The following is a 22,443-nucleotide window of genomic DNA, read 5'->3' as shown; positions in this document are numbered from 1 at the left end:
TTTGGATGGATCTCACCGTATTTCTTTACGGGGGCTTCGTTTCGTCGGTGATTCGACAGGATTTGTCTACTGTTCTGTCGGAAGAAATTACTCGGAGGGTTGACTGCGCTATCGTGAGCGCGAAGGCGTGTGTAAAGGGCCTGGCTGTTCGCTTTCATGGTATAGTCCTAATGAATTTATAGGACGCCGCGAAAAAGGGGAATGGCGTGAATACCGAGAAGGTTACGGCTCGACGTCTTACGGCCGGAGAGGTCTCAGAATTGGACCTCCAGGACGACATCTTCGTCTCGGCGGGGACGGATGGTCTTCCTCTCGACTGCTACGCCCCGGCTTTCCTGACGAAGCCGGGTAAGAATTTCGAGGGAGGGTCCTTCACCGCGAGGACGATTTTCGGTGAGGAAATTCATGTTCTCCCGGACAATGCTGAAGAGGCCGGAATCTGGATTGCTGACAAGGCGGGGGAGGAGATCGAGGTCCTCCAGAGTGCTGGCGTCCTCCTGAACCTTGCCCTCTTCGTGCCCAGCGGGAACAAGGAATCCCTGGATTCGCTCTACTCCGCCGCGCGGGATGCGTTCGGTGCGGGGGTCGTTCAGCGCTGGAGCGAGGAAGTCGTCGCGGTGCCGGACGTCAAGGTCGACCTGTACGAGGAGCCAGCCAGGGCGCGGAAGAACGCGAACAGCCAGAACCGCGACCGCCGCGCCCTGGACATCTACCCGACCCGAGTGCGGTTCCTGGAGCCCAGCGAGGGCTGGAAGTTCATTGTCGAACCGCACAAGGAGATCGTCGATGACACACCGACGATCTGACCCGATAGCGGGTTAGCCTCGTTTTTCCGCGGGAGCCCGTCAGCTTGCTGACGGGCTCCTCTTCGTTTTTCGGGTCGTGCGGGCAGGCCCCTGACTCAATTGTCGCGTTGGGTGGCGCCGAGATCCATGTTTCCGAAGATGGATCTGCTGATCAACAGAGGTTCGGGAGGGCGTCGAGTCGCTTGATCGTGCTGGTGATGACGTCGGCCCAGTCCAGCAGTGGGTGAAACGCAGGCGTCGTCGGCGGACGGTGGTGATCAGCCGGGTGACGGCTGAGCGGAGGCGAAGTCGCAGACGGCGGGATTCCCTGACCCGGGCCGGCCGGGCGAGCGGAGCGAGGCGCCTTGATGCAGCGGAGAGAGTTCTACCGCACGTTTACGCCGAGCACAGCGTTCTGAAGGTCAGTCTTCTCTCGGCGCTTCCACCTCCCGGAGCCGCTCTCCGATGTCGTCGGCCCGGTTCCGTGCCCACTCGCGGGGTGCTTTAGCGGAGGGCTCGTTGAGGCCGTATGCCGCGAATTCGCTGTCGCCGATCCAGTTGTTCGAGCTCGATTGGGCTCCATCCGTCTGCTGCGGCGCGTACGTCGATGAGGTCGCGGGCCGGTACGGCTGTCCGGATCCGTGACGATCAGTCGAGCGGACAAGAGCCGGTCTCCAGCACGTGCCCCCGCCATGTACGTAGATCCAGTTCCTGAACACACGGCATCCGCGACGTCCTCCATGTGCTCAGGGTTCTCGGTCGCGACATCGAGGTCCTGGCTCAGGCGGTCGACCTCGTATCGACACATGCGCGGCCTTGTGTTCGCTCCTCAGCGCGGGAGAGAGCTCAGAACGGCCAACCATCGGCCGAGGCGGTGCGGAGCTGGTGCGGGACGCTTGAAGTGGTCCAGACAACAACGAAGCCCCGGGCGCTTGGCCTGGGGCTCTTTCATGGAGCGGGTGACGAGAATCGAACTCGCGCTCTGAGCTTGGGAATCACCGGCGCTTGGTAGGCCCAAGCCGCTTTGACCTGTGCTTTTCCCCTGGGCGGGATGGTTGGCTATGGCCCTGGGAGCCGTACATGACCGCTGCTGTCCGCTCTGCTGGGCACGGATGGGGCACGGGTGGTGCCATTGCAGCGGAGCCTGCCAAGTTGCATGCTCCGGGTGGGTTGGTGGGTCAGAGAGGGACGATGCGGACCTGGCTACCGCAGAGCCTGGTCATGTCGTCGCTGTCGGACGTCAGCAGGGCGACCGGTTTCGGCTGGCGCAGCGCGACCTCGGCCACCGTGGCGTCGATGGCGTACTTGTGACCGTGCAGTCCGGCGCCTTTGAGGAGCTCCGCTGCTGCTTTGGCCGCTTGTTCGGTGACCGGCTCCACCTTGATGCGGGACAGGGTCCAGTTCAGGCGTGGGATGTTGGTACGGGAGTGGCTGACTTCCGCGATGGTGTTCGCTGCGATTACGAGGTCTGCCCCCATCTCGTGAAACACCTGCAACATCGCGAGGAACTTGCGGTCCTGCGCGATCCAGGCGGAGAGCCCTTCCGAGTCCAGGACAACGGTCTCGATGCGCTCGCTCACGCGGCGTCCGCGTTCTTGGAGGAGCTGGCAGCACCGAAGATCTTCGAGCGGGCCTCGGCGAGCTCTTCGTCGCTGAATTGCCCGTGCTCTTCTGCATGGCGTCGCAGATCGTCGCCCAGCAGCTGGTGCCGGATCTGGCGGGCCACTGCTTCCGCCACGTAGCCGGAGACGTTGTCCGTGAGCTTGCGAAGCTCCGCCACCTGGTCGCTGGGCAGGGTGACGGTGATACGGGTCGTTGAGGACATGTGGCAAGCATACTGGAGTATGCGCGAAGGGTCTCGTGATTGCTGCCTTGGGGAGGGCATGGGCCGGCTCCCGGCGCAGTTCTCCGCGGCCCTGGACGTAGAGGGCCTGGTGGATCGTCTCGTGGGTCACGTGCATCTCCGGCCGGTCGGGGAAGCGGGCGCGCAGGACCCGGCAGATCTGTTCCGGGCTCCACCGCAGGGTCAGGTGGTCCTGTAGCCAGGTGCCGCCGGTAGGGCCGAGCATCAGCAGGTCGTGCTCGCCCGGCACACGTTCGGTCGTCTGCCACAGGGCGGTCAGACCCAGGCCGTCCCTGTAGAAGCGTTCTGCGGCGGTGAGGTCCCGCGAGGGCCGGGCCACCCGGATCGGGGTCGTGGAGTCGATCACGCGGAACGCTCCAGCGCCGCGCGCCAGACAGCGCTGTCGACGTAGTGGTTGTCAAAACGCTCCGAGGACTCGGCGATCTCCTTCGGGTCCGCTTCGCCACGCATCACCCGGCCGAGCAGGCGCAGGTAGTCGAACCTGCCCATGCCGGGGGTGAAGACGAAGAGGACATCCGCTTCACAGCCCGGGGCAGCCGCGAAGGCGTGCGGGGTGTGGGGAGGCACCGCGAGGAAGTCGCCTTCCTCGAGGACGGTGACTTCCTCGCCCACCAGAACCTGCAGAGCTCCGCTGATCACGAAGAACAGTTCCGTTGCCCTGGTGTGGAAGTGGGCCGGCGCCCCTGTCGCGCCCTCGGCGAAGGTGGATCGGTAGCTCGTGACGCCGCCTGCCGTGCCGTCCGAGTCGGCCAGAAGAGTCATCACACTGCTCGGGTCGGCACAGGTCTCGGCGTCTGCGTGGCGGGTCAGTAGCGCCGCCGGCGGAGTCTTGGACGCGGACATGGTGGGTGTCTCCTTGTTCATGATCATGATCCTCGGATTGTGAATGGCCGTCGTACAGGTCGTCTCCGGCGTCGCGCTGGAGACCGGGGGCAGGGTGATTCAGTCGCCCATGGTGATCAGGGCCGCGATCGCTGGGCCGAAGGCGCCGCCGAGCTGGTAGCAGAGGTTGAACAGGCCGATCGCCGTGGGGCGTTGGGCGGTCGGCGCGGCCTGGGTGGCGAACACCGCGAGAGTCGCCTGGCCCGCACTCGTCGTGAAGACGGCCAGCGTCGCGACCAGCAGGAGCAGTGGCGCCCAGGGGGTCAGTACTGCGGTGAGCGGAGCCAGGGCTCCGGCCGTGAGCAGGATCGTCAGGACCCGTGGGCGGCTCATCCGGGCCGAGGCGGCGGCCAGCACCATGGAGAGCACCGACCCTGCGAGGAGGGCGACCAACTGGCCGGTGCCGATCGCGGAGGTCGACCAGCCGGTACGGTCCCGCAGCAGCTGCGGGACGGTGAAGAGCAGCGTGAAGTACGAGGTCGCGAAGGTGCAGGCGAGCGCGGCGGAGAGAACGAACGCCCTGGTGCGCAGCAGCGATGCCGGGACGAAGCCTGTGGGGTTGGACCGGATGTGCAGGGCCAGCAGCGCGGCCATCACCAACGAGGCGGTCACAGCTGGGAGCGGGTAGCGCGGGATGAGTACCAGAGCCGTCGCCATCAGGGCCAGCAGGGCGGCACCCCGGCCGTCGAAGGGGGAGCTCTGCTGCGGTGCGGACAGGTCGGCGTGGCGCATGACGGCCGGCAGGGCGAGGAGTGCGACCGCCCCGACGGCGAGGGACGCTCGCCAGGAGGCCGTGCTCGCGATCGCCGAGCCGAGCAGCGGCCCGACCGCGCCCAGCGTCCCGAAGCCTGCTGTGATCACGCCCATCCTGCGGACCGAGCCCGCCAGGCTCATCGCCGCTGTGACCAGGCCCGCGCCGCCCATCGCCTGGGCTGCCCGGCCCGTCATGGCCAGCGGCAGCCAAGGCGCCACGGCGACGACCGCGGTGCCGGCCACGATCAGGGCCGTGCTCAGCCGGAGCGTGCTGCCCAGCCCGCGGCGACGCTGCAGGCCCGCCATCAGCGGAGTGCCGACGGCGATGGCCCAGGCGAACGCCGTGACGAGCCAGGTCGCCGTGGCTGTACGGATGCCGAGCGAGTCGGCCATGTCGGGGAGGATCAGGACCGGGCTGTTGGCGCTCGCGGCGAGCGGCGTGGCCAGCAACGCCAGCCATGCGGTGGGGACATGGTGCGATTCCCGCGCGGCAGCGGGGGCCGGTGTCTGCGCGGTGGGGCGGGGGTGGGTTCGGTCGAGCAGCGGCATGGCGGGCTCCGGAAGGTGAGGCGGTTGGCGCGGACGGTTCGCGAATGCGCCGAGGCGGTCGGGACAGTCCGAGGCTCCGACGGTCCGAGGCTCCGGTGGTCCGAGCAGCCAGGAGGCTCGGTGGAGCAGGTCGCTCAGACCGTGGTGACGACCTCGTCGTAGGCGAGCCGCGGTGAGCGCGCGTGCCAGGCGTCCGCGCCGGGGCGGCCGGTGTTCACGACCATCAGCGGCGTGTGGTCGTCGTCCAGGAACTCCTTCTGGACACCCGGGAAGTCGAACCCGGTCATCGGCCTCGCGGCCGGCCCCGCCGCGCGCACGCCGAGGATGAAGTACGCCGCCTGGAGCGTCGCGTTGAGCAGGGCGGACTCCTCGCGGACCGGGCGGTCGGCGAAGACGACGTCCTTGGCCTGCGGAAAGTGCGGGAGCAGCGCGGGGAGTTCCTCGTGGAACTCGTTGTCGGCGGCGAGGATCGCGACCAGCGGCGCGGCCGAGGTCTTCGGCCGATTGCCCTCGTCCATGTGCTGCGCGAGCCGCTCGCGGGCCTCGGCCGGGCGGACCAGGGCGATCCGTAGCGGCGACTGGTTGTAGGCGGTGGGGGCGTACTTCACCAGGTCGTAGATCGCCTGGACCTGCTCCTCGGTCACCGGCTCGCTGGTGAAGGTGTGGGCGGTACGGGCCTCACGGAAGAGGAGGTCCTGGGCGGCGGGATGGAGGGTGAGCGAGGACACCGAGTGCTCCTGTCGTTCAGTCTTGATAATCTCAACGTTGAGATAAAAGCAGCCTGACTCCTTCAACGTCAAGTCTCTTAACGTTGAGAAGATGTCCATTGAGAGGAATGTGGCGATGAGCGATGCCGTGGACGCGATCATCGGTCAGTGGGCCAAGGAGCGCCCCGACGTGGTGGAGGATCTCTGGCCAGTGGAGCTCTTCGGGCGGATCCAGCGGCTGGCCCGGGTGGTCGACAAGTCCGCCAAGGCCACGGCCGCCGCGCACGGAGTGGAGCACGGCGAGTTCGACGTACTCACCACACTGCAGCGCTCAGGGCCGCCCTACGCCCTCACCGCCGGATCCTTCCTCAAGGCGTCCATGGTGACCTCCGGCGCGATCACCAACCGCATCGACAAGATGGAGGCCAAGGGCCTGGTCGAGCGGGTGCGCGAGGGCGACGACCGGCGCACCATCAAGATCCGCCTCACCGAACACGGACACGAGGTCACCCGGGCCGCCTTCGCCGACCATCTGGCGAACTACGCACGGCTGCTGGCCGATGTGGACCGCGACCTGGTCGAGAAGACCGCCGAGGGCCTCCGGCAGGTGCTGGAGACCCTGGGGGACACCACCGTCAAGTGAGGACCATCCGACAGTCGTGAGCCGGAGGTGACAGGCCGTCGCGTCCTCAGGCGCATGACCCATGCCGACGACGACCCCGCCCCAGCCCGCCTTCGGTCGAGGGAGCGCATAGGTGGAGTGACCCAAGTCACCGCGCAGTGTTTGTCGGTGGTCTTCCCGGCAGGGCTCCCATGTGTTGAGGGTGGTGCCGAAGCGCGGGATCCTCGGGGTGTGGTGCGTCCCGCCTCTTCCCGCACCGTTCGTCGCTTCACGCGGCCGGTTTGGGCGTCGGCTTTCAGGCCGTCGTCACTGTGTCCGGCCGGCCTCCGCCTCGGTGACGAGGCCGGCGAACTGGGTGGCGCTCATCCGGACGCGCTGGCCGAAGTCGTCGGTGAGGACGATGCGGCGGTCCTCGCTCGCGACGGGGTCCACGAAGAGCTGGGGGCAGCCGCAGTCGCAGTTTCCGCAGAACGTGGCGACGGGTTCGAAGGATGTGAGGCCGAGGGCGCTGGAGTCGTGGGTCATCGGGGCACCTTCCGCCGGGGCCGCCCTCTCGACGCGGCCTTGAACGGAGCGGATATACCCGTGCCCACGCGCCGCCAGACCGGCGCGGCGGGTGTGTCATCTCTCCACGTGACCGGGGAACTGTGCACGGTGCGGGGCCGACTGCCGAGGGGGTGCGCGCCCGCGTCGCGCGCCCGCCCCGGTGGTGTGCGCTGGGGCCTGTCCGGCGGATCATGGCCGGGGGCGCGGCGTCTGGCACGGCACCTCGCGGCGTTGCCGAAACGCCCGGACAGCTCCGCCATCAGGACGCTCCGGCGCCTTGCGATGCACCGCACCAGACGCCGCGCCCTGCCCGACCCTGATCCGCCGGACAGGCCCCAGCTAGGCGACCGGCGCCAGGGCCTCCGCCTCGCCGCGCTCCAGCTGTGCGGTCAGGGCGGTACGCGCGCGGGCCACCCGGGAGCGGACCGTGCCGACCGGGCAGCCCGCCGCGCGGGCGGCCTCCGCGTAGGAGAGCCCGAGCAACTGGGTGAGGACGAACGCCTGCCGACGGTCGTACGGGAGCGCGGCCAGGAGTTCCTGGAGCGCCACCCCTTCCTCGAAGCCGGGCAGCCCTGTCGGCTGGGCGCGCTCGACGGTCGCGCGCCAGTCGTCGGTGTCGGCGAGCAGGGGCCGCGCGGCGGTCCTGCGGAAGTCGTCGACGACGGTGCGGCGCGCGATGGTGAGGAGCCAGGTACGGGCCGAGGAGCGGCCCTCGAAGCGGTGCAGAGTGCGCAGCGCGCGCAGGAACGTGTCCTGCGCGAGGTCCTCGGCGGCCTGCGAGTCGGCGGACAGGTAGGCCACGTACCGCACGACGTCGCGGTGCAGGGCCCGTACGAAGGCGTCGGCAGCCTCGCGGTCCCCGGCGCGGGCGGCGAGCGCCCAGCCGGTCGAGACGGTGTCCTCCGCCGTCCTGTCGCGCGGGACGGAGGCGCACTGTGACCCGCGCGGGGCGGGCAGTGTGGTGTTCATCGCCAGGTGTGTCCTTCACGGATCGGTCCGGCACCCGGGCGTCCGGTCACGGCGCGGGGTCGCGCGACGCGGCTGCGGCGCGCGGGGCGGCGCGGGGGACGGGTCCGGGTCTCCGGTGAATGGGGCACCCGGGCCCTTCGGGGCCGGGTGTGCCGGAGGACTCCCGCTGCGTGCGGGCGCGGCGGCGGGGCGGTCGGCGACCGGTCGCGTGCCAGGGGGTGTACGTCCTCCGGAATGCCTGCCGCGTCCTCAGAACGCGGCGAGCACCCCGGGCGGCCCGCGCCGGTCCCGCGCGCGAGCGCACCGCAGGCCCAGCGGCAGCCGGTCGCTCAGGCCCCGGTGGGGGCGCAGGCGGCGGCGCGGGGCCGGCAATGGTGCTGTGGGAAGGGGGCGAAGGGGAGTGAGCAGCCGGCCCGCGACCGCGCGCAGGACCTGGAAGGCGGCGCGTTCGCCGCGGGCCAGCCACACGCCGCAGACGAGGGCGGCAAGGACGTGCGCGGCGAGCATCCCCGTCGAGGACATCCCGGCCATGTCGTGGCCCATGTGGACCATCGAGCCCATGTGGCCCATGGCGGTGGCCTGATCCATGCCGGCCATGTGTTCCATGCCGGTCATCGCGCCGCTCGCGGCCGAGTGGTCCATGCCTGCCATGTGGTGCATGCCCGCCATGGCGTCCGTCGGCGCCGCGCCCGCTCCGGCCTCGTACGAGCCCGTACCGCCGCACTCCGTGCTGTCGCCGTCCGTTGAGGACAGGTTGTCGTACAGGAAGCGCGCGGGCGACGTCGTGGTGGCGGTCCGCGTGACCGTACCCCTGATGGTTCCGAGGGCGGACTGCGCGGCGGCGAAGGCGTTGTGCAGCACGCCCTGGGTCGCGACGGCGAGGCCCGTGACAAGCCAGGGGCCGCGTTCGCGGGCGGCGAACCACCAGCCGGGAACCGCGAGCGCAAGGAAGCCGGTGGCGAGCACCCAGAAGGGAATCGGGGCCTCGGACATGAGGACGTGCCCGGTCGCGGCGAGCGTGACGGAGACGGCGGCGAACATCGCCGCCCTCACCGCGCGTCCGACCGGTCCCGCTTCCATGGCGCCTCATCCTCCCATCGCGGGGGGCCGGACAACATGGCAGGGCGTCCGGCTTGCCGTCAATGCCGGAAACGCGCCTGCTGGAACGGAGTTCCGGCATGTGCGGCGGGAACAGGCAGCGGTGCGGGGCATGGCGCTACGGGCGAAGAGGGCGGTCCGTCTCCGTACCCGGCCGGACCACCACCGCCCGGACCTTCAACGGCTTCCCGTGCGCGAAGCGCAGCGTGAAGGAGACCTCTTCGCCGGGCCGCCACGTCCCCTTCGGCCGTACGGTCACGTCGATCCCGTGCGGGGTCATCGTGAGCCCGTCCTCGGCCGGGACGGTGGCAAAGTCCACCGGCTTCCGGTAGGCGGCGCGGGAGGACGTCATGCGGTGTTCGCTCAGCGCGGGAGGCGCGGCCGTGTCGGGCGAGGTGACCTTCACGAGCCGGTCGGCGGAGCCGCCGTCGTTGGTGAGGGCGAAGAAGGCGGCGGTCTCGGGCGTCGAGCCGAGCGGCTGGTAGACGTACGCCTTCGCGACGGCCACGTGTGGCGGGCTCCCGGCACGTCCGCCCGCCGTCCAGGCGCCGAGACCGGAGAGGGCGAGGGCGCAGGCGAGGACGGGAACGCCGACGGCGGCGAGCGGGGCGCGCAGGCGCGCGGAGGGAACGGGCATCAGAAGGCCGCCCTCGGGGAGGGGCGCCGGCGCCCCGCGACGGCGGCGGGCTGCCAGCGGCGCAGGCGGAGGCTGCCGAGGACGACGAGGACCGAGCTGAGGGACATCGCGGCGGCGGCGAGCATCGGGTTGAGCAGGCCCACCATGGCGAGCGGGATGGTGACGACGTTGTAGCCGAAGGCCCACAGCAGGTTGCCGCGGATGGTGGCGAGGGTGCGGCGGGCGAGGCGCACGGCGTCGGCGAGGGCTTCGATGTCGTCGCGGACGAGGGTGACGTCGGCGGCGCCGATGGCGACATCGGTGCCGGTGCCCATTGCGATGCCGAGGTCGGCCCCGGCGAGTGCCGCCGCGTCGTTGACGCCGTCCCCGACGACCGCGACCCGCTTCCCCTCCGCGCGCAGCGCGCGGACGAGTTCCGCTTTGCGCTCGGGGGTGCAGCGGGAGTACGTCTCGTCGATGCCGAGCGCGGCGGCGACGGCCCGCGCGGGCTCCTCCTGGTCCCCGGTGGCGAGGACGGGGTGCACGCCGAGGCGGCGGAGCCGGTCCACGGCGTGGTAGCTGCCGGGGCGTAGGACGTCGCCGAGCGCGAGGACGGCCTCGGGCCGCCCGTCGACACGTACCAGGACGGGGGTGTGGGCGGCTTCCAGGGCGGTGGCGAGGGCCGCGCCCAGCTCCTCGGGCAGCTCGCCCCCGGGGGCGCCGACTTCGACGAGCTGTCCTTCCACGTGTCCGCGCACGCCGTTGCCGGGCATCGCGGTGAAACCGCTGAGCGCGTCGGGCCGGACTGCGCCCTCGGCGAGGGAGTGCTCGGCGTGGAGGACGAGGGCTCGGCCGAGCGGGTGCTCGGAGCCGGTCTCGACGGTCGCCGCGAGCCGCAGCACCTCCTGCGCGCCGGGGCCTTCCGTGCGCGCGGTGAGGGCGGTGACAGTGAGGTGGCCGGAGGTGAGGGTGCCGGTCTTGTCGAGGACGACGGTGTCGATCTGCCGGAGGGCTTCGAGGGCTTGCGGTCCCTTGACGAGGACGCCGAGCTGGGCGCCTCGGCCAGTGGCCGCCATGAGGGCGGTGGGGGTCGCGAGCCCGAGTGCGCAGGGGCAGGCGACGACGAGGACGGCGACGCATGCCGTGAAGGCGGGCTGCGGGTCCGCGCCCGCGCCGAGCCAGAAGCCGAGCACGGTGACGGCGAGGGTGAGGACGACCGGTACGAAGACCCCGGCCACAGTGTCGGCGAGCCGCTGGGCGCGGGCTTTCCCGGCCTGGGCCTCGGTGACGAGGGCCGTGATGCGGGAGAGTTGGGTGTCGGCGCCGACGGCCGTGGCGTGTACGAGCAGGAGCCCGCCCGCGTTGACCGAGCCGCCCGTGACGGCGGAGCCGGCCGCGACCTCCACGGGCTGCGTCTCGCCGGTCACGAGGGACAGATCCACGGCGGACGTGCCCTCCACGACCTCACCGTCCGTCGCGACACGCTCCCCGGGTCGTACGAGGAAGACCTGGCCCACCGCGAGGCGCGCGGCCGGGATGGTGCGCTCCACGGCCCCGTCCCGTACCGTCACCTCCTTCACGCCGAGCTTGGTGAGCGCGCGCAGGGCGGCCGAGGTGCCGCGCCGGGCGCGGGCCTCCAGATGGCGGCCGAGGAGGACGAAGAGCGGGACGCCGACCGCCGCTTCGAGATAGACGTGCGCCATCCCGTCCGAGGCGGTGGGCAGCAGCGTGAAGGGCATCCGCATGCCGGGGGCGCCGGCGCCGCCGAGGAAGAGCGTGTACGAGGACCAGCCGAAGGAGGCGAGGATGCCGAGCGAGACGAGCGTGTCCATCGTCGCCGCGCCGTGCCGCAGCCCGCGCCAGGCCCGCTCGTGGAAGGGCCACGCGCTCCAGAAGGCGATGGGCGCGGCGAGCACGAAGCACAGCCACTGCCAGTTGCGGAACTGGAGCGAGGGCACCATCGACAGGACGAGGACGGGGACGGCGAGCAGCGCGGTCACCAGCAGCCGCTGCGGGACACCGGGGCCGGTCGCCTCGTCATCCCGATCCTCCCCGGACGCGGGCGGCTCGGGGAGACGGGCGGTGTACCCGCCCTTCTCGACGGCGGCGACGAGCGCGTCCGTACCGAGATCCGCCGGGTGCTCGACGCGGGCCGTACCGGTCGCGAGATTGACGGTGGCGCGCACGCCCTCCAGGGCGCCGAGCTTCTTCTCGACCCTGCGCACGCAGGCCGCGCACGTCATGCCGCCGACGACCAGATCGGTCGTGGCGAGGGCGCGCGGAGCGGTCTCCCGGCCCATCAGTGGCCCGTCCCGCCCATGCCGCCCATGTCGTGCGGGCCCGGGGCGTCATCCTGGTGCGAGACCCCGCGCATGTCGGGGGCGACCGGCCCGGCGAGGTGCCCCACCCCGTACGAGACGGCGAACAGCGCGACGAGCAGAAGCAGGAAACCCCCGAGCGGCGCGTACGGCACGGGGGTGGAACGCCGTCCGGCGGAAGGCGTCACCGAGTGGTCCATGAGGGAGGCTCCGGCGAGAGTGCGGGTCGTACGGTCCAGAGGTCGGCCGGTCCGGGCCGCGAGTTCCACCGCGGTCGAGTGGCCTGCATCACATAGCGGACACCTGTCACGCGTGTCCCAGGAGCATCACGGTCCGGGACGCGCGCCCGGCGCCAGGGGCCGCACGAGCCGACGCCCGTTCAGCCGGCGTCGATTCCCGCGGATCACACCATCACGACGAACATCACCGCCATGCCCAGCGCCATCAGCCCGTGACAGCCCACGCTGCGTGCACCGCGCCGCCCGAGGCCGCGCCGCTCGCCGTGCGGGGCGCGAGGCGGCCCGTGTCGAAGCCCCTCGCGAGCCACCACGGTGCGAGCGCCAGCAGGGACGAGGGCGAGCAGTCCCGCGTTCCAGCGGTCGCCGGTGTCGCTGAGCGTCATCGTCGCGGTCGCGCCCGGGGCCGAGATGTCCATCCCGGGCATGTCGTGCGCGTGGCCCCCGCCTGTCGCGCCCATGGACATGGCCGAGGACATCGCGGCGACCATCCACGCCATCGCTCCGGTCATCGCTCCGGTCATCGCGGCGTGCGGCAGTGCGTTCACGAGGGTGCGCGCCCGCGGTTCGGTTCTGCTCGGCAGAGCGAGGGCGTGCCTTCCCGAGCGTGGTCCGGTCCCTCGCCCGGCGGTCGCGGGTTGTCGCCATGCCCGCCCCCGGTACGGACCGGTGGCCCGCCGGGCCGGGCGCCGCCCCCGGTCCGGTCGCTCCGCGCGTACGGCCTTCCCCGCGCCCACCGCGCCGGGCAAACGCCTACGCCGCGTACATCACACCCCCGACCGCCGGGAACTTCCCCGCCCCTGCCCCCGACTCCTGCAACAGCGCCTTGACGCGCCCACTTGATCACCGAGGAGAACCCCATGCCGACACCCAGGCCGGCAGCCATCGCCCTCGCCACCCTCCTGTGTCTCGCCGCGGCCGGCTGTTCCGAATCGGATTCCGGCTCCGGCGCGGACGGCAAGAAGACGGGCGCCGCCCAGAAGGCGTCCCCCGCCGCGCGGGGCGAGTACCCCGTCACGCTCAAGAACTGCGGGCTGAACCAGAAGTTCGACAGGGCCCCCAGCCGGGTCGTCGTGATGAACGGGGCCTCGGTCGCCGAGGTGTCCACGCTGCTCGCCCTCGGCCAGGGGGACCGGATCGTCTCCAACCAGCAGTCCTACGGCATGTCCGAAGTCCCCGGGCGCGCCGAGGAGATAAAGAAGCTGCCCACGGGCGGTGTGAAGCCGAACGACGCCTTCGACATCCCGCGCGAGGCCATGATCGGCCTGCGTCCCGACTTCGTGCTCTCCACCATGTCCTACGGTTTCGATGCCAAGAACGGATTCGCCACCCGCGAGCAGCTCAAGGAAATCGGGGCGCGCACCTACGTCTCGCCCGAGGGCTGCGGCCAGGACAACCTGAACATGACGATCGACGACAGTTACACACTGCTGCGGGACATGGGCAAGGCCTTCGGCGTCGAGGACAGGGCCGAGAAGCTCGTCGCCACCGAACGGCAGAACATCGCCGACGTGGCGGAGAGGGTCGGCGACGCGAAGAAGCCGAAGGTCATGGTCGTCTTCTCCAACATGACCATGGGCGGCAACGACTTCAGTTCCGTCGCCGCCCACGGCATCTACAACGACATCCTCGCCAAGGCCGGCGGCAGCAACGCCTTCGCTAGCGCGTCGAAGACCTCCTTCGCCGACCTCAGCAAGGAGAAGGTCGCCGCCACCGACGTGGACGCCCTCGTGGTCGTCAGCTACAACGACTCGGACCCGACGGCATACGCGAAGAAGCTGCTCAAGGAGTTCCCCCAGTGGCCCGCAGCCAAGAAGAACAAGTTCGTGGTGCTGTCCGACTCGATGTACCTCGGCCCCAGCAACGACATGGCGGTCGAGAAGATCGCCAGGATGCTGCACCCCGAAGTCTTCTGAGCCGTTTCCCGTTGTGGGCCTGCGTCCTCGTGCTCACCGTCGCGCTGCTGGTCTCGATGGTCCTCGCCGTCGGTATCGGCACGGTCAACGTGCCGGTCGGTGACGTGTGGACGGTCCTCGTCCACCACGTCACCGGCCGGGGGCCCGTGGACGACGTCGCCCTCGACCAGATCGTCTGGCAGTTCCGCACCCCGCGTGTCGTCCTCGCGGCGGTCGTGGGGGCGGGACTCGCCGTCTCCGGCGCCGTCCTCCAGACCCTTGTCACCAACCCGCTCGCCGATCCCACGGTCCTCGGTTTCTCGCACGGAGCTTCGCTGGGCGCGGTCCTCGTGATGACGCTCGGCGGGGCGGGGCTCGGCGGACTCGGCGTCTCCGGAGCGGCGTTCGTGGGGGCACTCCTGGCAGGGATGCTGGTCTTCGCGCTCGGACAACGCAGGGGACGGCTCGCGCCCACGCGGCTCGTGCTCGCCGGGGTCGCGGTCGGCTACGTGCTGCTGTCGGCGACGAGCTTCGTGCAACTGCGGGCCACACCGAACGAGCTGCGCGGCGTCATGTTCTGGATGCTGGGCAGCGTCTCCGGCGCCCGCTGGAGTCAACTGCCCACCGTCACCGCCGTGGTGGCGCTCGGGGCGACGCTGCTCGCCCTCTTCGGGCGGCGCTTGAACGCACTGCTCGCCGGGGACGAGTCTGCGACATCGCTCGGCGTGGACGTGCACCGCACCCGAGCGGTGCTGCTCGTGGTGAGCGCACTCCTGACCGGGACCGTCATCGCCGTCGCGGGCGGAATCGGCTTCGTCGGCCTGATGATCCCGCACCTGGTACGGCTCGCCCTCGGCGCCGACCACCGCAGGTTGATCCCGCTGAGCGCACTCCTCGGGGCCGTCTACCTCGTACTGGTCGACCTGCTCTCCCGTACCGTCAACCGGCCCAACGAGCTGCCGTTGGGCATCCTCACCGCACTGCTCGGCGCACCGTTCTTCCTCTGGCTGCTGCGCCGCAACAAGGGGCTCGACGCCGCATGAGACTCACCGTGGACGGCCTCCACGTCACCCTCGACGACACCCCGGTCCTGCACGACGTCGGACTTGACGTGTTGCCAGGCCAGATCGTGGGCCTCGTCGGCCCCAACGGGAGCGGCAAGTCCACCCTGCTGCGTGCCGTCTACCGTTCGCTGCGGCCCGTCGCGGGGGTCGTCGAGGTGGGCGGGCGGGATGTGTGGCGGCTCTCCTCGCGGGCCGCAGCCCGGCACACCGCCGCCGTCCTCCAGGACGGTGCGGGCGCGGGCGGCCTCACCGTCGCCGAGACGGTGGCGCTCGGCCGCACCCCGCACCACGGGGTGCTGGGACGCGACGGCGAGAGCGACCGGCGCGTCGTCGCCGGGGCGATGGAGAGCTGCGGCATCGCATCGCTCGCAGACCGGGACTTCTCTGCCCTCTCCGGCGGCGAGCGCCAGCGCGTCCTGCTCGCCCGGGCCCTCGCCCAGGCCCCGGAGCTCCTCGTCCTGGACGAACTGACCAACCACCTCGACATCCGGGCCCGGTTCGAACTCCTCGGCCTGATCCGGAACACCGGCATCACGACCCTCGCCGTGCTGCACGACCTCGACCTGGCCGCCCGGCTCTGCGACGGCCTCGTCGTCCTCCACCACGGCTGTGTCATCGCCGCGGGCCCGGTCCTCGACGTCCTCACTCCGGACCTCTTTCTCGAGGTCTTCGGGGTCCGCGCCCGCGCCGAACGACACCCGGACGGTGTCATCCGGGTCACGTACGAGGCGGACCCGCTCGCGGCGACTCGATCCGGGGCGACGCCCAAGGACACGATGGTGCGCGCCGGGCCGTCGCCCGAGAAGGCCGCGCTCATCTACCCGCACTCCGACCACGAGCGGCAGAGGGAGGTCGCCGGCGGGCTGAACCGGATGGTGCAGGCCGCCCGAGAAAGTGAACACGCGCAGCAGGAGAAGGGGGCAGGTGGTGCAGAGGTGGTGCGTGACACCTAGAAACGTCCAGACAACCAAGAGGGCCCAGGTCGCTGACCTGGGCCCTCTTGCAAGAGCGGGTGACGAGAATCGAACTCGCGCTCTGAGCTTGGGAATTCCCTGGCGCTCGGGCCACTACTTGGGTCCTGACCTGCGGAAATGAGTCCAACCAGCAAAGTGGGTGGCGTCTTTCCCTGCCTGCTGTTGACCGCTGTTTACTGCCCCTACTGGCACGCTGTGGCACGCCCTTCCTTCCTGCTCGGCTATGGCGCCCTGCGGTCGGCACCAGTGACGTACTGCCGCTGTCGGTGCCAGGTGGCATGCTCGCGGCCATGAGTCTGAACATCTCGTTACGGGCGCGGTGGGGACGGCGTGTACGGGGCTGGGGCGAGGAGTCGGTGGCTGAACTTCGCGTTGACCTTGATCGGCTGGGATATGGATGGTGGCCCATCCCACTGCGAATGAAGGTTGCTCTCAGACATGCGTCCGCGGCGGATCTCCCGTGGTTCTTCTTCATGCTTGCTGCGGTCATGCTCGCGTACGTCGTGGTCGTGTACTTCGTGATTGTGCTGGGTCTCTACCGCGGGCGGGAGCCACATTGGCACTGGCTGGCAGCCTGGGCCATCTTGGTCACGCTGCTCGTGAAGCTGTGTGTGAAGACGAGAGGCGCCGGTCTTCCGTTCGTCCGCAACCAGCTCACCTCGGCGTGCAGGGCAACGATTCGAGCCTGCGCGGAAGCACATGGCGCCAGCCACGCTCAGCGGCCGGAGAAGCTCTTCGCCGTGGGGACCGCACTGCGCCGTCTCGAAGGGAACGTGATGCGAGCGCATCGCCGTTCGGGAACAGTCGCCTTCCTGTCTCCCCGGCGGCGAGAGCTGAAGGCCCATGCCGGCCAGGTGGTGGCCAAGCTGCGCGAGGCGGAAGCTGCTCTGGATCACAGGCCCCAGGCCGAAGCGCTTAGCGAGATCGCCGGCTTGGTCGCGACGATCGCCGAACAGTATGTGGACGGGCGCATTGGAGCGCTCCTCCCTGAGCCTTTGCTGGAGGGCAAGAAGCCGGTCCGCGACCGAGAGCTGCTACGGGTAGCCGCCGCAGTTGTGCTGATCGCTGGAGGCGTTGTCGGGTTGGCCTTCCTCGGCCTGCCGGACATGGCGATGGCTGCCGTAGGAACCGCCTGGTCCGTGTTGATACTCATGGCTTTGTTTGGCAGCAATTGGGCGAGCCACCTGCCCGTCTTCGAGCTCTTCAAGCCGGGCCCCTGATGGCCCAGGAGGGATGAACAGGGTTCCTGGTGGTGACCATCTCGATGACGCTGACTTCGCGATGGGCGCAGTGACGAATGTGTGGAAGCCGAAGGCTGCGGTGGCGGGTCTCGCGTCGCGCGATGTCGACCGCAAACAAGGCCCTGGTCTCTGGCCAGGGCCTTCATCATGGAGCGGGTGACGAGAATCGAACTCGCGCTCTGAGCTTGGGAATCACAGATCATCTTGCGGCCCCAAGCTTCTGAGCAGGGAAAATGGCCGACTAGGGCACGGTAGTGGCACTTGTCCGCTGCCCCGCATTGACCGCTGGTTACCCTGCCTTCTGGTGCTCATCTGGTGCTGGGACTGCGGGGACATGCTCGCTGGCCCGTGCGACCGTCTCTGCATCCTCGGACTTGGTGTTGTGCAGTGCCGCGAGTACGTCCAGGCCGCTCGAGACCCTGACTTGTGCGAGACAGCCGGCCACCGCCACAACCCTCGGCCACGCTTCGCTTGCAGGTGCTCTTCGGTGGTGTTGAGCTCGGGGCCCAGCTGGCGCATGACGTGCAACTGCTGTGCTGCGGTCATGCGCCGGCCTCGACCGACAGTCGCAGTTCTAAAATCTCTCAGGTCGCCAGCCTGAAGAGTACTTTTCAAAGAGCACCAGTGCACGGGAAAGTCGGTCGTTGGATTCCATCTCTCCGGCAGTAATAGAAGCCTGCATTTGGGAAATGGAACTCCGAAATCTCTCCTCGTTGCCAAATGCCAGCAGAAGCGTATCCCAAGCCAGTCTGTCCTCCCTGTGTACTTGAACACTTCCCATAGTCTGGCTCCTGGCTGTTGTCAGTCCAGTCGAAAGTAGCTGCGCTGCCACGTGCGGATTCTCTGCTGCTTCGATGAGCGGCAAATCATTGCCGTTCTCCTCTCGCGGCAAAATTTGAACGACCGTTCGCAGCAATTCTCTTTCGTGCTCAAGGATATCTGCCGGAGCCGAAGACAAGTCGTCGCGCAATCGGTCACGCAATTCCATTTCAAGCTCAGGGGAAATGATCCGAGATTGGGAGCTCGCCCTTTCTCCTAGTAGCTCGATGAAACGATGGCGCGCGTAGAAGGTGCTGGTTGCATCATAGACCCCTCGCGCTATCAGATCAGCATTTTCCTGGTCCTCCGCCTGCTCCATCAATCTCAATACTGGACGCAGCACGGTGTAGTCGGCCCCTGGGTCGAAGAATCCTTGCGGTTCGACTCTGAGTCGGGGCAACATTTCGAGGAGTACGATTACTGTCGGCTGAATAATCTCATAGGGTACCGAGGCTAGGTGCGCTAGTAGGCGATCGAGAGCATCTTCCAGGAGTTCATCCGGAATGCTGGATAGTGCCGTCCTCAGGCCATCCTCTTCGCCGAGGGCGTGAACGATGACGTCAACCTGGGCGCTCGGCGTTGTGCCCTCAGGGAGTTCACGATGGAAGTAATACTTGAGCATTTGGGCGTGCGCTACCCGCCTGTCACGTTTCCACGTCTGCTCAGATTTGTTTCCGTGCCACACGTTCTCTGTGTACAGTTGCGCAGCGGGAAAAATGAGCCTGATGACACTTCCTCCCACGTCATCTGGGAGGAGTTTGATTATCGACTGTACAGTCGGTGTGTGTCTTGCGCGCAGTCCGTCGTCACGCCCGAAGGGGCCATGGGTCTCTGTAAGTACTGGCACGCTTTGAGAGATTAGGTCATAAGCTCGTGGGCGCTGCACTCGAATGGCTTCTAGAGCGATCAGGTCAACGATTCCCAATTCTTCGCCTACGGATCGCACTGTAAGCGAAAGAGAGGATAGGAAGCGTTTGATTTCCCGCAAGGTGGAAAACAGGGGGCGTACCACCTGCCAAAATACATCCGCCCATCTTGATTCATCCAGAGGCCCGGCAGGTATATCTCGCAGGCACTCGGTTATGCCGCGGATGAGCAGGTCGGCTATGGACTCGTCAGTAGCTGGTGGCACCTCCACTGATGTGCGTACGATTTTTTCGAGGTAGGCCGATCCGTCGATTCCTTCATTATCGAGTGCCGCTTCAACTACGGCTCGATCAAAGCAGAGGACATAGATGATCCGAGGGAAAGAGCCGTTCAGTCGAACCAATCGGAGTAGGTCTCTAATCTCTCCATGGGAAAGTCGATCAATGTCATCTATGAGCACCACGATGCGCCCGTCCAGCTTATTGAGAGAATTGATAATCTCGGTACGCTGTTCGTGAACGGAAGCTTGTTGGCCGAACGCTTGGGAAACTCCGGATGATATTCCCTGTGTGGCACCGAGGGCTGTCCCAGCGAAGGGTATGAATTTCAGAGGCGACAGTGCTGCAGAGTAGCGTGTGAAATTTTCGGCTATCGAGACACTTCTCTTCCTGAACCGACTAATCTTCTTCTCTGTATCTTGGAGCTGGCTGGCCAGCTCGGTAAAGAAGAAGCCCATTAGTTGATCGGTGCCCGCGAAAAACCATGGGTTGAAGCGGATAGTGCGAACCGTCTCGTTCTGGTCAAGCTTATTGGCGACTAGGTTGGCTAGGGAAGTCTTACCGGTCCCCCACCGCCCAGTAATTGCCAGAACGCCACCGTTGTCGGCGTTCATTCCCACTATTTCCTCTGCAAGGGCAGATGCCAAGGAACTCCGGTTTAGTAGGTCGTCCTGTTCTCGCGTGATGGGGTCGTCCCCAGAAACAAGAGGGCTGTCGTTGTTGTCAGCTTCGCTCATTCCCGCCGCCGTTCTTTCAGAGGAGAGTCGCCCAAGTGTGGCATCCAAGATCCGCCCATGTGTGAGGATCGGCATCTCTGAGGTTGCTCCCGCGTGTGCGGGCGATCCCGGCTCTCTGAGGTCGGCGGAGCGGGTTTGGCCGGTGTCCTGCCCGGTTTGGGGTCGAGCATGATCAGGGGGCCGTACGCTGGTTGGCAACTCGGGCAGGCTGTGATCCTGCCCGGAATTTGAACGAGTGGCCCCCTGGTCTTGCTCGACGCGGGACCCGAACCGGGGAGGTGGCTAAAGCCGTGGAGCCGACCGCCCCAGCCACAGCGGGTTTCTCCCCACCATGGTGCTCGCTCCAGCCGCGCGACCGGCGTAGCCGGGGCCAGAGCGGGCCGGAGGCAGGAGCGTCGGGCCCCGGCGGTGAGCCAGGGAGCGCGCGGCGAGCGGAGCGAGCCGACTTGTTGAAGTAGGTGAGGTTCTACCGGGCTCGGACCGGGTGCCTGGCGTGCGCGGTCGGAGGTGCGTTCGGGGGTGGTCCGGCCCGCGGCGGCCTCGCGCTCCCTGTGTGTCCGGCAGTGGAGGATCTCGTCGAAGGTGGCTTGGACGCCCGTATGGTCGATGTAGTGCATAACCAGGAGGGCTGCCGATCTGAAGGTCCTTGAGCTCCTCGTCGGGCATATGAGCGCCTGCCCCCGGCATCCGCCGTTGACCGATGTCTCTCACCTCACCTGCTATGCGCGGGCGTTCGCTAGCCCGTGACGCGGGCTGCCCGCTCGCGGAGTTCCTGAGCCTCGGGGACGCCGTTGTACCGGCGCAGACGGACGCGCATGTCCTGGAGCGCGGCTTGGACCTTCACCGAGCGGATGCCGTCGGCGCAGTCGAGGAAGTCGCGCCAGGTGGCCATGGCGCCGTCGACGTCGCCTTGGCGGAGGCGTACGCCGGCGAGGTCGGCGAGGACGATGGCGCGGGTGCGGCGGCGGTCGAGGCCGTGGATGTCGAGGGCGAGGTGTAGGTGTTCCTCGGCGGCGTCGAGGTCGCCGAGGCGGGAGAGGATCATGCCGGATTCGTGGGCCCAGCGGCCGGGGGAGTAGTGGGCGGCCCAGGAGTCGCCGGCTGCGGCGGTCGGCTTGCCGATGGCGGTCTCGGACAGGGCGAGGTGCTTGGTGGCCATGCGACGGTCGTCGTCCTGGGCGGCGGCGTTGGCGAGGGTGGCCTCGTAGTAGGCGACGGCCCGCGGGTTGTCGAGCTGGTGACCGTACTCCACGCAGGCTTCGCCGAGCTGGACGGCTTCGGCGCGGTAGCCGAGGTCGACGCACTGCACGGCAAGGCCGCGGAGAGCCGTCGCTGACAGCTCCGGATCGCCGGCCTCGGCGGCCAGGCGGAAGGAGTGGGCGTAGTAGCGCTGGGCGAGGCCGCGTAGTTCGGGGGTGTCGCCTTCGTCCTGGGCCATCCAACCGGCGAGGTGGACGAGCTGGGAGGTGGCGGCGAATAGGTCGCGGCCGGTGGCTTCGGTGAAGTGGCCCTCCAGCCAGGGGGCGACGTCTTGGGTGAGGTAGCGGACGGCCAGGTGGCGGGCGTGCCCACCACCGAGTTCGGAGGCGGAGTCGCCGAGGGCCTTGACCATGTGCCGCACGGCGGCCACCTCGCCCTGGCCGACGCGGATGGCTCCGGGAAGAGCGGTCTTGGTTCGGCGGGTGATGCTGTCCATGTCGGGCAGGCCGAGTGCGGACAGCGCGTATCCGCTGGAGGCGAGGATGAACTCCCGGCGTTCCACGTCGCTCCTTCCCAGGTGCAGGACTGATGCAACGGTATCTGTGTGGGGTGCCGCAGGCGTGGGCTCCGGGAGGTTGATCGCCTCGGGATCCAGTGCCAGCACCTGTGCGATGTAGGGCCACCAGTGGCCGGGGGTTCGTTCGCCTTCTATCCACCGCCTGGCGTGCTGACGCTGCAGGCGGCGCGGGTCGCCGCATTCGGCGAGGCCGAGGGCGCGTGCCAACTCCGAAGGCCCCCAGCCTCGTTCCTGGCAGGCCCGCTTGATCAGTTCCGCGACGGCCGGGTTCCTCGGCACCCCGTCACCCTCCCCACCTGGATTACGCGGGATTACGCAGGACTACATCCTGGGCCCTGTCCCGGGAGCGCGGCCCGCCGTTCACTGAACATCACCCCGCAGATCTCCGAATGGCTCGAACAGGCCCCGTTCAGGGCCTGTTGGCGCCTGCCCGGACACGTGAGAGGACCCGACGGTGGAGATGCCCACGGACAGCGCACGGCCCCGCACGATCCCGCCTCCGCGACGGCCCGGTGCGGCACAGCACCCCGCCGTACGAGAGGCGATCCGGTGAGCCGTTCCCCGTTATCCGACCCGCTGGAGACGGTCCTGAGCTGGATCTGGGCCTTTGGAACGGCCGCCGGGCTCGCCGCGGCCGGCCTTCTGGCCCACACCGGGCACTCCTCCGCACAGGTCCCGTTGGCGCAGCCGACGCTCAGCGCCGAGGACGCTCCGCCGACCGACGGCCCCGTATAGACCCTCCGGCCTCGGTCTGTCATCCCCGGCCGGGGCCGGAGCCCACCTCATTCGCCGCAGGCCGTCCACGGTGCCTCACCGACGTCCCCCTCTCCGCATCACCAGTGAAGG

The 22,443-nt window shown here is 68.6% G+C and carries 20 protein-coding genes and 2 pseudogenes; 7 read left to right on the top strand and 15 right to left on the bottom strand.

Annotated elements, in window-relative coordinates; genetic code table 11:
* Positions 1-206 precede the first annotated feature (206 nt).
* Positions 207-806: a hypothetical protein gene (locus ACFVH0_RS33050; RefSeq protein WP_385826277.1), complete on the top strand. Its 600-nt coding sequence runs from the start codon at positions 207-209 to the stop codon at positions 804-806.
* A 1,157-nt stretch (positions 807-1,963) separates the two neighbouring features.
* Here the strand turns inward: ACFVH0_RS33050 and ACFVH0_RS33045 are convergent.
* The 6 genes and pseudogenes from ACFVH0_RS33045 to ACFVH0_RS33020 form a co-directional block, all read right to left on the bottom strand.
* Positions 1,964-2,365 carry a PIN domain-containing protein gene (locus ACFVH0_RS33045; protein ID WP_385826304.1) on the bottom strand — a complete coding sequence of 134 codons (402 nt, stop codon included), beginning with the start codon at positions 2,363-2,365 and terminating at the stop codon, positions 1,964-1,966.
* Positions 2,362-2,610, bottom strand: a complete 249-nt coding sequence (locus ACFVH0_RS33040; protein WP_385826275.1) for a hypothetical protein — start codon at positions 2,608-2,610, stop codon at positions 2,362-2,364. The genes ACFVH0_RS33045 and ACFVH0_RS33040 overlap by 4 nt, the downstream gene beginning before the upstream one ends.
* Before the next feature lie 52 nt (positions 2,611-2,662).
* Positions 2,663-2,803 (bottom strand): annotated as a pseudogene (locus ACFVH0_RS33035) (IS30 family transposase); the annotation flags it as partial.
* Between the two features lie 188 nt (positions 2,804-2,991).
* Positions 2,992-3,513: a cupin domain-containing protein gene (locus tag ACFVH0_RS33030; protein ID WP_385826274.1), complete on the bottom strand. Its 522-nt coding sequence runs from the start codon at positions 3,511-3,513 to the stop codon at positions 2,992-2,994.
* Between the two features lie 78 nt (positions 3,514-3,591).
* Positions 3,592-4,833, bottom strand: coding sequence for an MFS transporter (locus tag ACFVH0_RS33025; RefSeq protein ID WP_385826272.1), 1,242 nt, complete (start codon positions 4,831-4,833; stop codon positions 3,592-3,594).
* Positions 4,834-4,967: 134 nt separating this feature from the next.
* Complete coding sequence (locus tag ACFVH0_RS33020; protein WP_385826270.1) at positions 4,968-5,561, bottom strand: malonic semialdehyde reductase; 594 nt, start codon at positions 5,559-5,561, stop codon at positions 4,968-4,970.
* A 91-nt stretch (positions 5,562-5,652) separates the two neighbouring features.
* Between ACFVH0_RS33020 and ACFVH0_RS33015 the strand changes: the two genes are divergently transcribed.
* Entirely contained in the window at positions 5,653-6,183 is a 531-nt protein-coding gene (locus tag ACFVH0_RS33015) for a MarR family transcriptional regulator (protein ID WP_308427402.1), read from the top strand.
* A 285-nt stretch (positions 6,184-6,468) separates the two neighbouring features.
* On the opposite strand, the gene ACFVH0_RS33010 is transcribed toward ACFVH0_RS33015, so the two are convergent.
* The 7 genes from ACFVH0_RS33010 to ACFVH0_RS32980 form a co-directional block, all read right to left on the bottom strand.
* Positions 6,469-6,687: a hypothetical protein gene (locus tag ACFVH0_RS33010; protein ID WP_385826268.1), complete on the bottom strand. Its 219-nt coding sequence runs from the start codon at positions 6,685-6,687 to the stop codon at positions 6,469-6,471.
* 360 nt (positions 6,688-7,047) lie between these two features.
* Positions 7,048-7,677 carry a sigma-70 family RNA polymerase sigma factor gene (locus ACFVH0_RS33005; RefSeq protein WP_385325894.1) on the bottom strand — a complete coding sequence of 210 codons (630 nt, stop codon included), beginning with the start codon at positions 7,675-7,677 and terminating at the stop codon, positions 7,048-7,050.
* Positions 7,678-7,926: 249 nt separating this feature from the next.
* The gene (locus tag ACFVH0_RS33000; protein WP_385826266.1) at positions 7,927-8,757 is read right to left on the bottom strand and encodes a hypothetical protein; all 831 of its coding nucleotides are present in this window, start codon (positions 8,755-8,757) and stop codon (positions 7,927-7,929) included.
* Between the two features lie 136 nt (positions 8,758-8,893).
* Positions 8,894-9,412, bottom strand: coding sequence for a copper chaperone PCu(A)C (locus tag ACFVH0_RS32995; protein ID WP_385826265.1), 519 nt, complete (start codon positions 9,410-9,412; stop codon positions 8,894-8,896).
* Positions 9,412-11,691 (bottom strand): heavy metal translocating P-type ATPase, encoded by a 2,280-nt coding sequence (locus ACFVH0_RS32990; RefSeq protein ID WP_385826263.1) that lies wholly within the window; start codon positions 11,689-11,691, stop codon positions 9,412-9,414. The genes ACFVH0_RS32995 and ACFVH0_RS32990 overlap by 1 nt, the downstream gene beginning before the upstream one ends.
* Positions 11,691-11,909, bottom strand: a complete 219-nt coding sequence (locus tag ACFVH0_RS32985; protein WP_350979673.1) for a hypothetical protein — start codon at positions 11,907-11,909, stop codon at positions 11,691-11,693. Before ACFVH0_RS32985 ends, ACFVH0_RS32990 begins: the two co-directional genes overlap by 1 nt.
* Before the next feature lie 203 nt (positions 11,910-12,112).
* Complete coding sequence (locus ACFVH0_RS32980) at positions 12,113-12,493, bottom strand: DUF5134 domain-containing protein (RefSeq protein WP_385826261.1); 381 nt, start codon at positions 12,491-12,493, stop codon at positions 12,113-12,115.
* 312 nt (positions 12,494-12,805) lie between these two features.
* Here ACFVH0_RS32980 and ACFVH0_RS32975 point away from each other — a divergent pair, with 312 nt between their 5' ends.
* The 4 genes and pseudogenes from ACFVH0_RS32975 to ACFVH0_RS32960 all read left to right on the top strand — a co-directional run bounded on the left by ACFVH0_RS32975 (position 12,806) and on the right by ACFVH0_RS32960 (position 17,098).
* Positions 12,806-13,861 (top strand): ABC transporter substrate-binding protein, encoded by a 1,056-nt coding sequence (locus ACFVH0_RS32975; RefSeq protein WP_350979675.1) that lies wholly within the window; start codon positions 12,806-12,808, stop codon positions 13,859-13,861.
* Positions 13,862-13,917: 56 nt separating this feature from the next.
* Positions 13,918-14,883, top strand: coding sequence for a FecCD family ABC transporter permease (locus ACFVH0_RS32970; RefSeq protein WP_385826303.1), 966 nt, complete (start codon positions 13,918-13,920; stop codon positions 14,881-14,883).
* A pseudogene (locus ACFVH0_RS32965) lies at positions 14,880-15,656 on the top strand (ABC transporter ATP-binding protein); the annotation flags it as partial. The gene ACFVH0_RS32970 and the pseudogene ACFVH0_RS32965, both read left to right, overlap by 4 nt.
* A gap of 512 nt (positions 15,657-16,168) precedes the next feature.
* Entirely contained in the window at positions 16,169-17,098 is a 930-nt protein-coding gene (locus ACFVH0_RS32960; RefSeq protein ID WP_350979680.1) for a hypothetical protein, read from the top strand.
* A gap of 595 nt (positions 17,099-17,693) precedes the next feature.
* Here ACFVH0_RS32960 and ACFVH0_RS32955 read toward each other — a convergent pair.
* Together ACFVH0_RS32955 and ACFVH0_RS32950 are read right to left on the bottom strand one after the other, a co-directional pair.
* Positions 17,694-19,895, bottom strand: a complete 2,202-nt coding sequence (locus ACFVH0_RS32955; RefSeq protein ID WP_385826259.1) for a P-loop NTPase fold protein — start codon at positions 19,893-19,895, stop codon at positions 17,694-17,696.
* Between the two features lie 661 nt (positions 19,896-20,556).
* Entirely contained in the window at positions 20,557-21,582 is a 1,026-nt protein-coding gene (locus ACFVH0_RS32950) for a tetratricopeptide repeat protein (protein ID WP_363068770.1), read from the bottom strand.
* Positions 21,583-22,146: 564 nt separating this feature from the next.
* Between ACFVH0_RS32950 and ACFVH0_RS32945 the strand changes: the two genes are divergently transcribed.
* Positions 22,147-22,332, top strand: coding sequence for a hypothetical protein (locus ACFVH0_RS32945; protein ID WP_385826257.1), 186 nt, complete (start codon positions 22,147-22,149; stop codon positions 22,330-22,332).
* Positions 22,333-22,443: the final 111 nt, after the last annotated feature.

The organism is Streptomyces sp. NPDC127117 (genome assembly GCF_042677325.1).
In the GTDB taxonomy this organism is placed as follows: Bacteria; Actinomycetota; Actinomycetes; order Streptomycetales; family Streptomycetaceae; genus Streptomyces.
This window is presented reverse-complemented; position numbering and strand designations above follow the sequence as displayed.

Excerpts from the sequence above, each read along its gene's own strand:
- ACFVH0_RS33040 (WP_385826275.1), bottom strand. The coding sequence starts at position 2,610 with ATGTCCTCAACGACCCGTATCACCGTCACCCTGCCCAGCGACCAGGTG.
- ACFVH0_RS33030 (WP_385826274.1), bottom strand. The coding sequence starts at position 3,513 with ATGAACAAGGAGACACCCACCATGTCCGCGTCCAAGACTCCGCCGGCG.
- ACFVH0_RS33025 (WP_385826272.1), bottom strand. The coding sequence starts at position 4,833 with ATGCCGCTGCTCGACCGAACCCACCCCCGCCCCACCGCGCAGACACCG.
- ACFVH0_RS33015 (WP_308427402.1), top strand. The coding sequence starts at position 5,653 with ATGTCCATTGAGAGGAATGTGGCGATGAGCGATGCCGTGGACGCGATC.
- ACFVH0_RS33010 (WP_385826268.1), bottom strand. The coding sequence starts at position 6,687 with ATGACCCACGACTCCAGCGCCCTCGGCCTCACATCCTTCGAACCCGTC.
- ACFVH0_RS33005 (WP_385325894.1), bottom strand. The coding sequence starts at position 7,677 with ATGAACACCACACTGCCCGCCCCGCGCGGGTCACAGTGCGCCTCCGTC.
- ACFVH0_RS33000 (WP_385826266.1), bottom strand. The coding sequence starts at position 8,757 with ATGGAAGCGGGACCGGTCGGACGCGCGGTGAGGGCGGCGATGTTCGCC.
- ACFVH0_RS32995 (WP_385826265.1), bottom strand. The coding sequence starts at position 9,412 with ATGCCCGTTCCCTCCGCGCGCCTGCGCGCCCCGCTCGCCGCCGTCGGC.
- ACFVH0_RS32990 (WP_385826263.1), bottom strand. The coding sequence starts at position 11,691 with ATGGGCCGGGAGACCGCTCCGCGCGCCCTCGCCACGACCGATCTGGTC.
- ACFVH0_RS32985 (WP_350979673.1), bottom strand. The coding sequence starts at position 11,909 with ATGGACCACTCGGTGACGCCTTCCGCCGGACGGCGTTCCACCCCCGTG.
- ACFVH0_RS32975 (WP_350979675.1), top strand. The coding sequence starts at position 12,806 with ATGCCGACACCCAGGCCGGCAGCCATCGCCCTCGCCACCCTCCTGTGT.
- ACFVH0_RS32970 (WP_385826303.1), top strand. The coding sequence starts at position 13,918 with ATGGTCCTCGCCGTCGGTATCGGCACGGTCAACGTGCCGGTCGGTGAC.
- ACFVH0_RS32960 (WP_350979680.1), top strand. The coding sequence starts at position 16,169 with ATGAGTCTGAACATCTCGTTACGGGCGCGGTGGGGACGGCGTGTACGG.
- ACFVH0_RS32955 (WP_385826259.1), bottom strand. The coding sequence starts at position 19,895 with ATGCCGATCCTCACACATGGGCGGATCTTGGATGCCACACTTGGGCGA.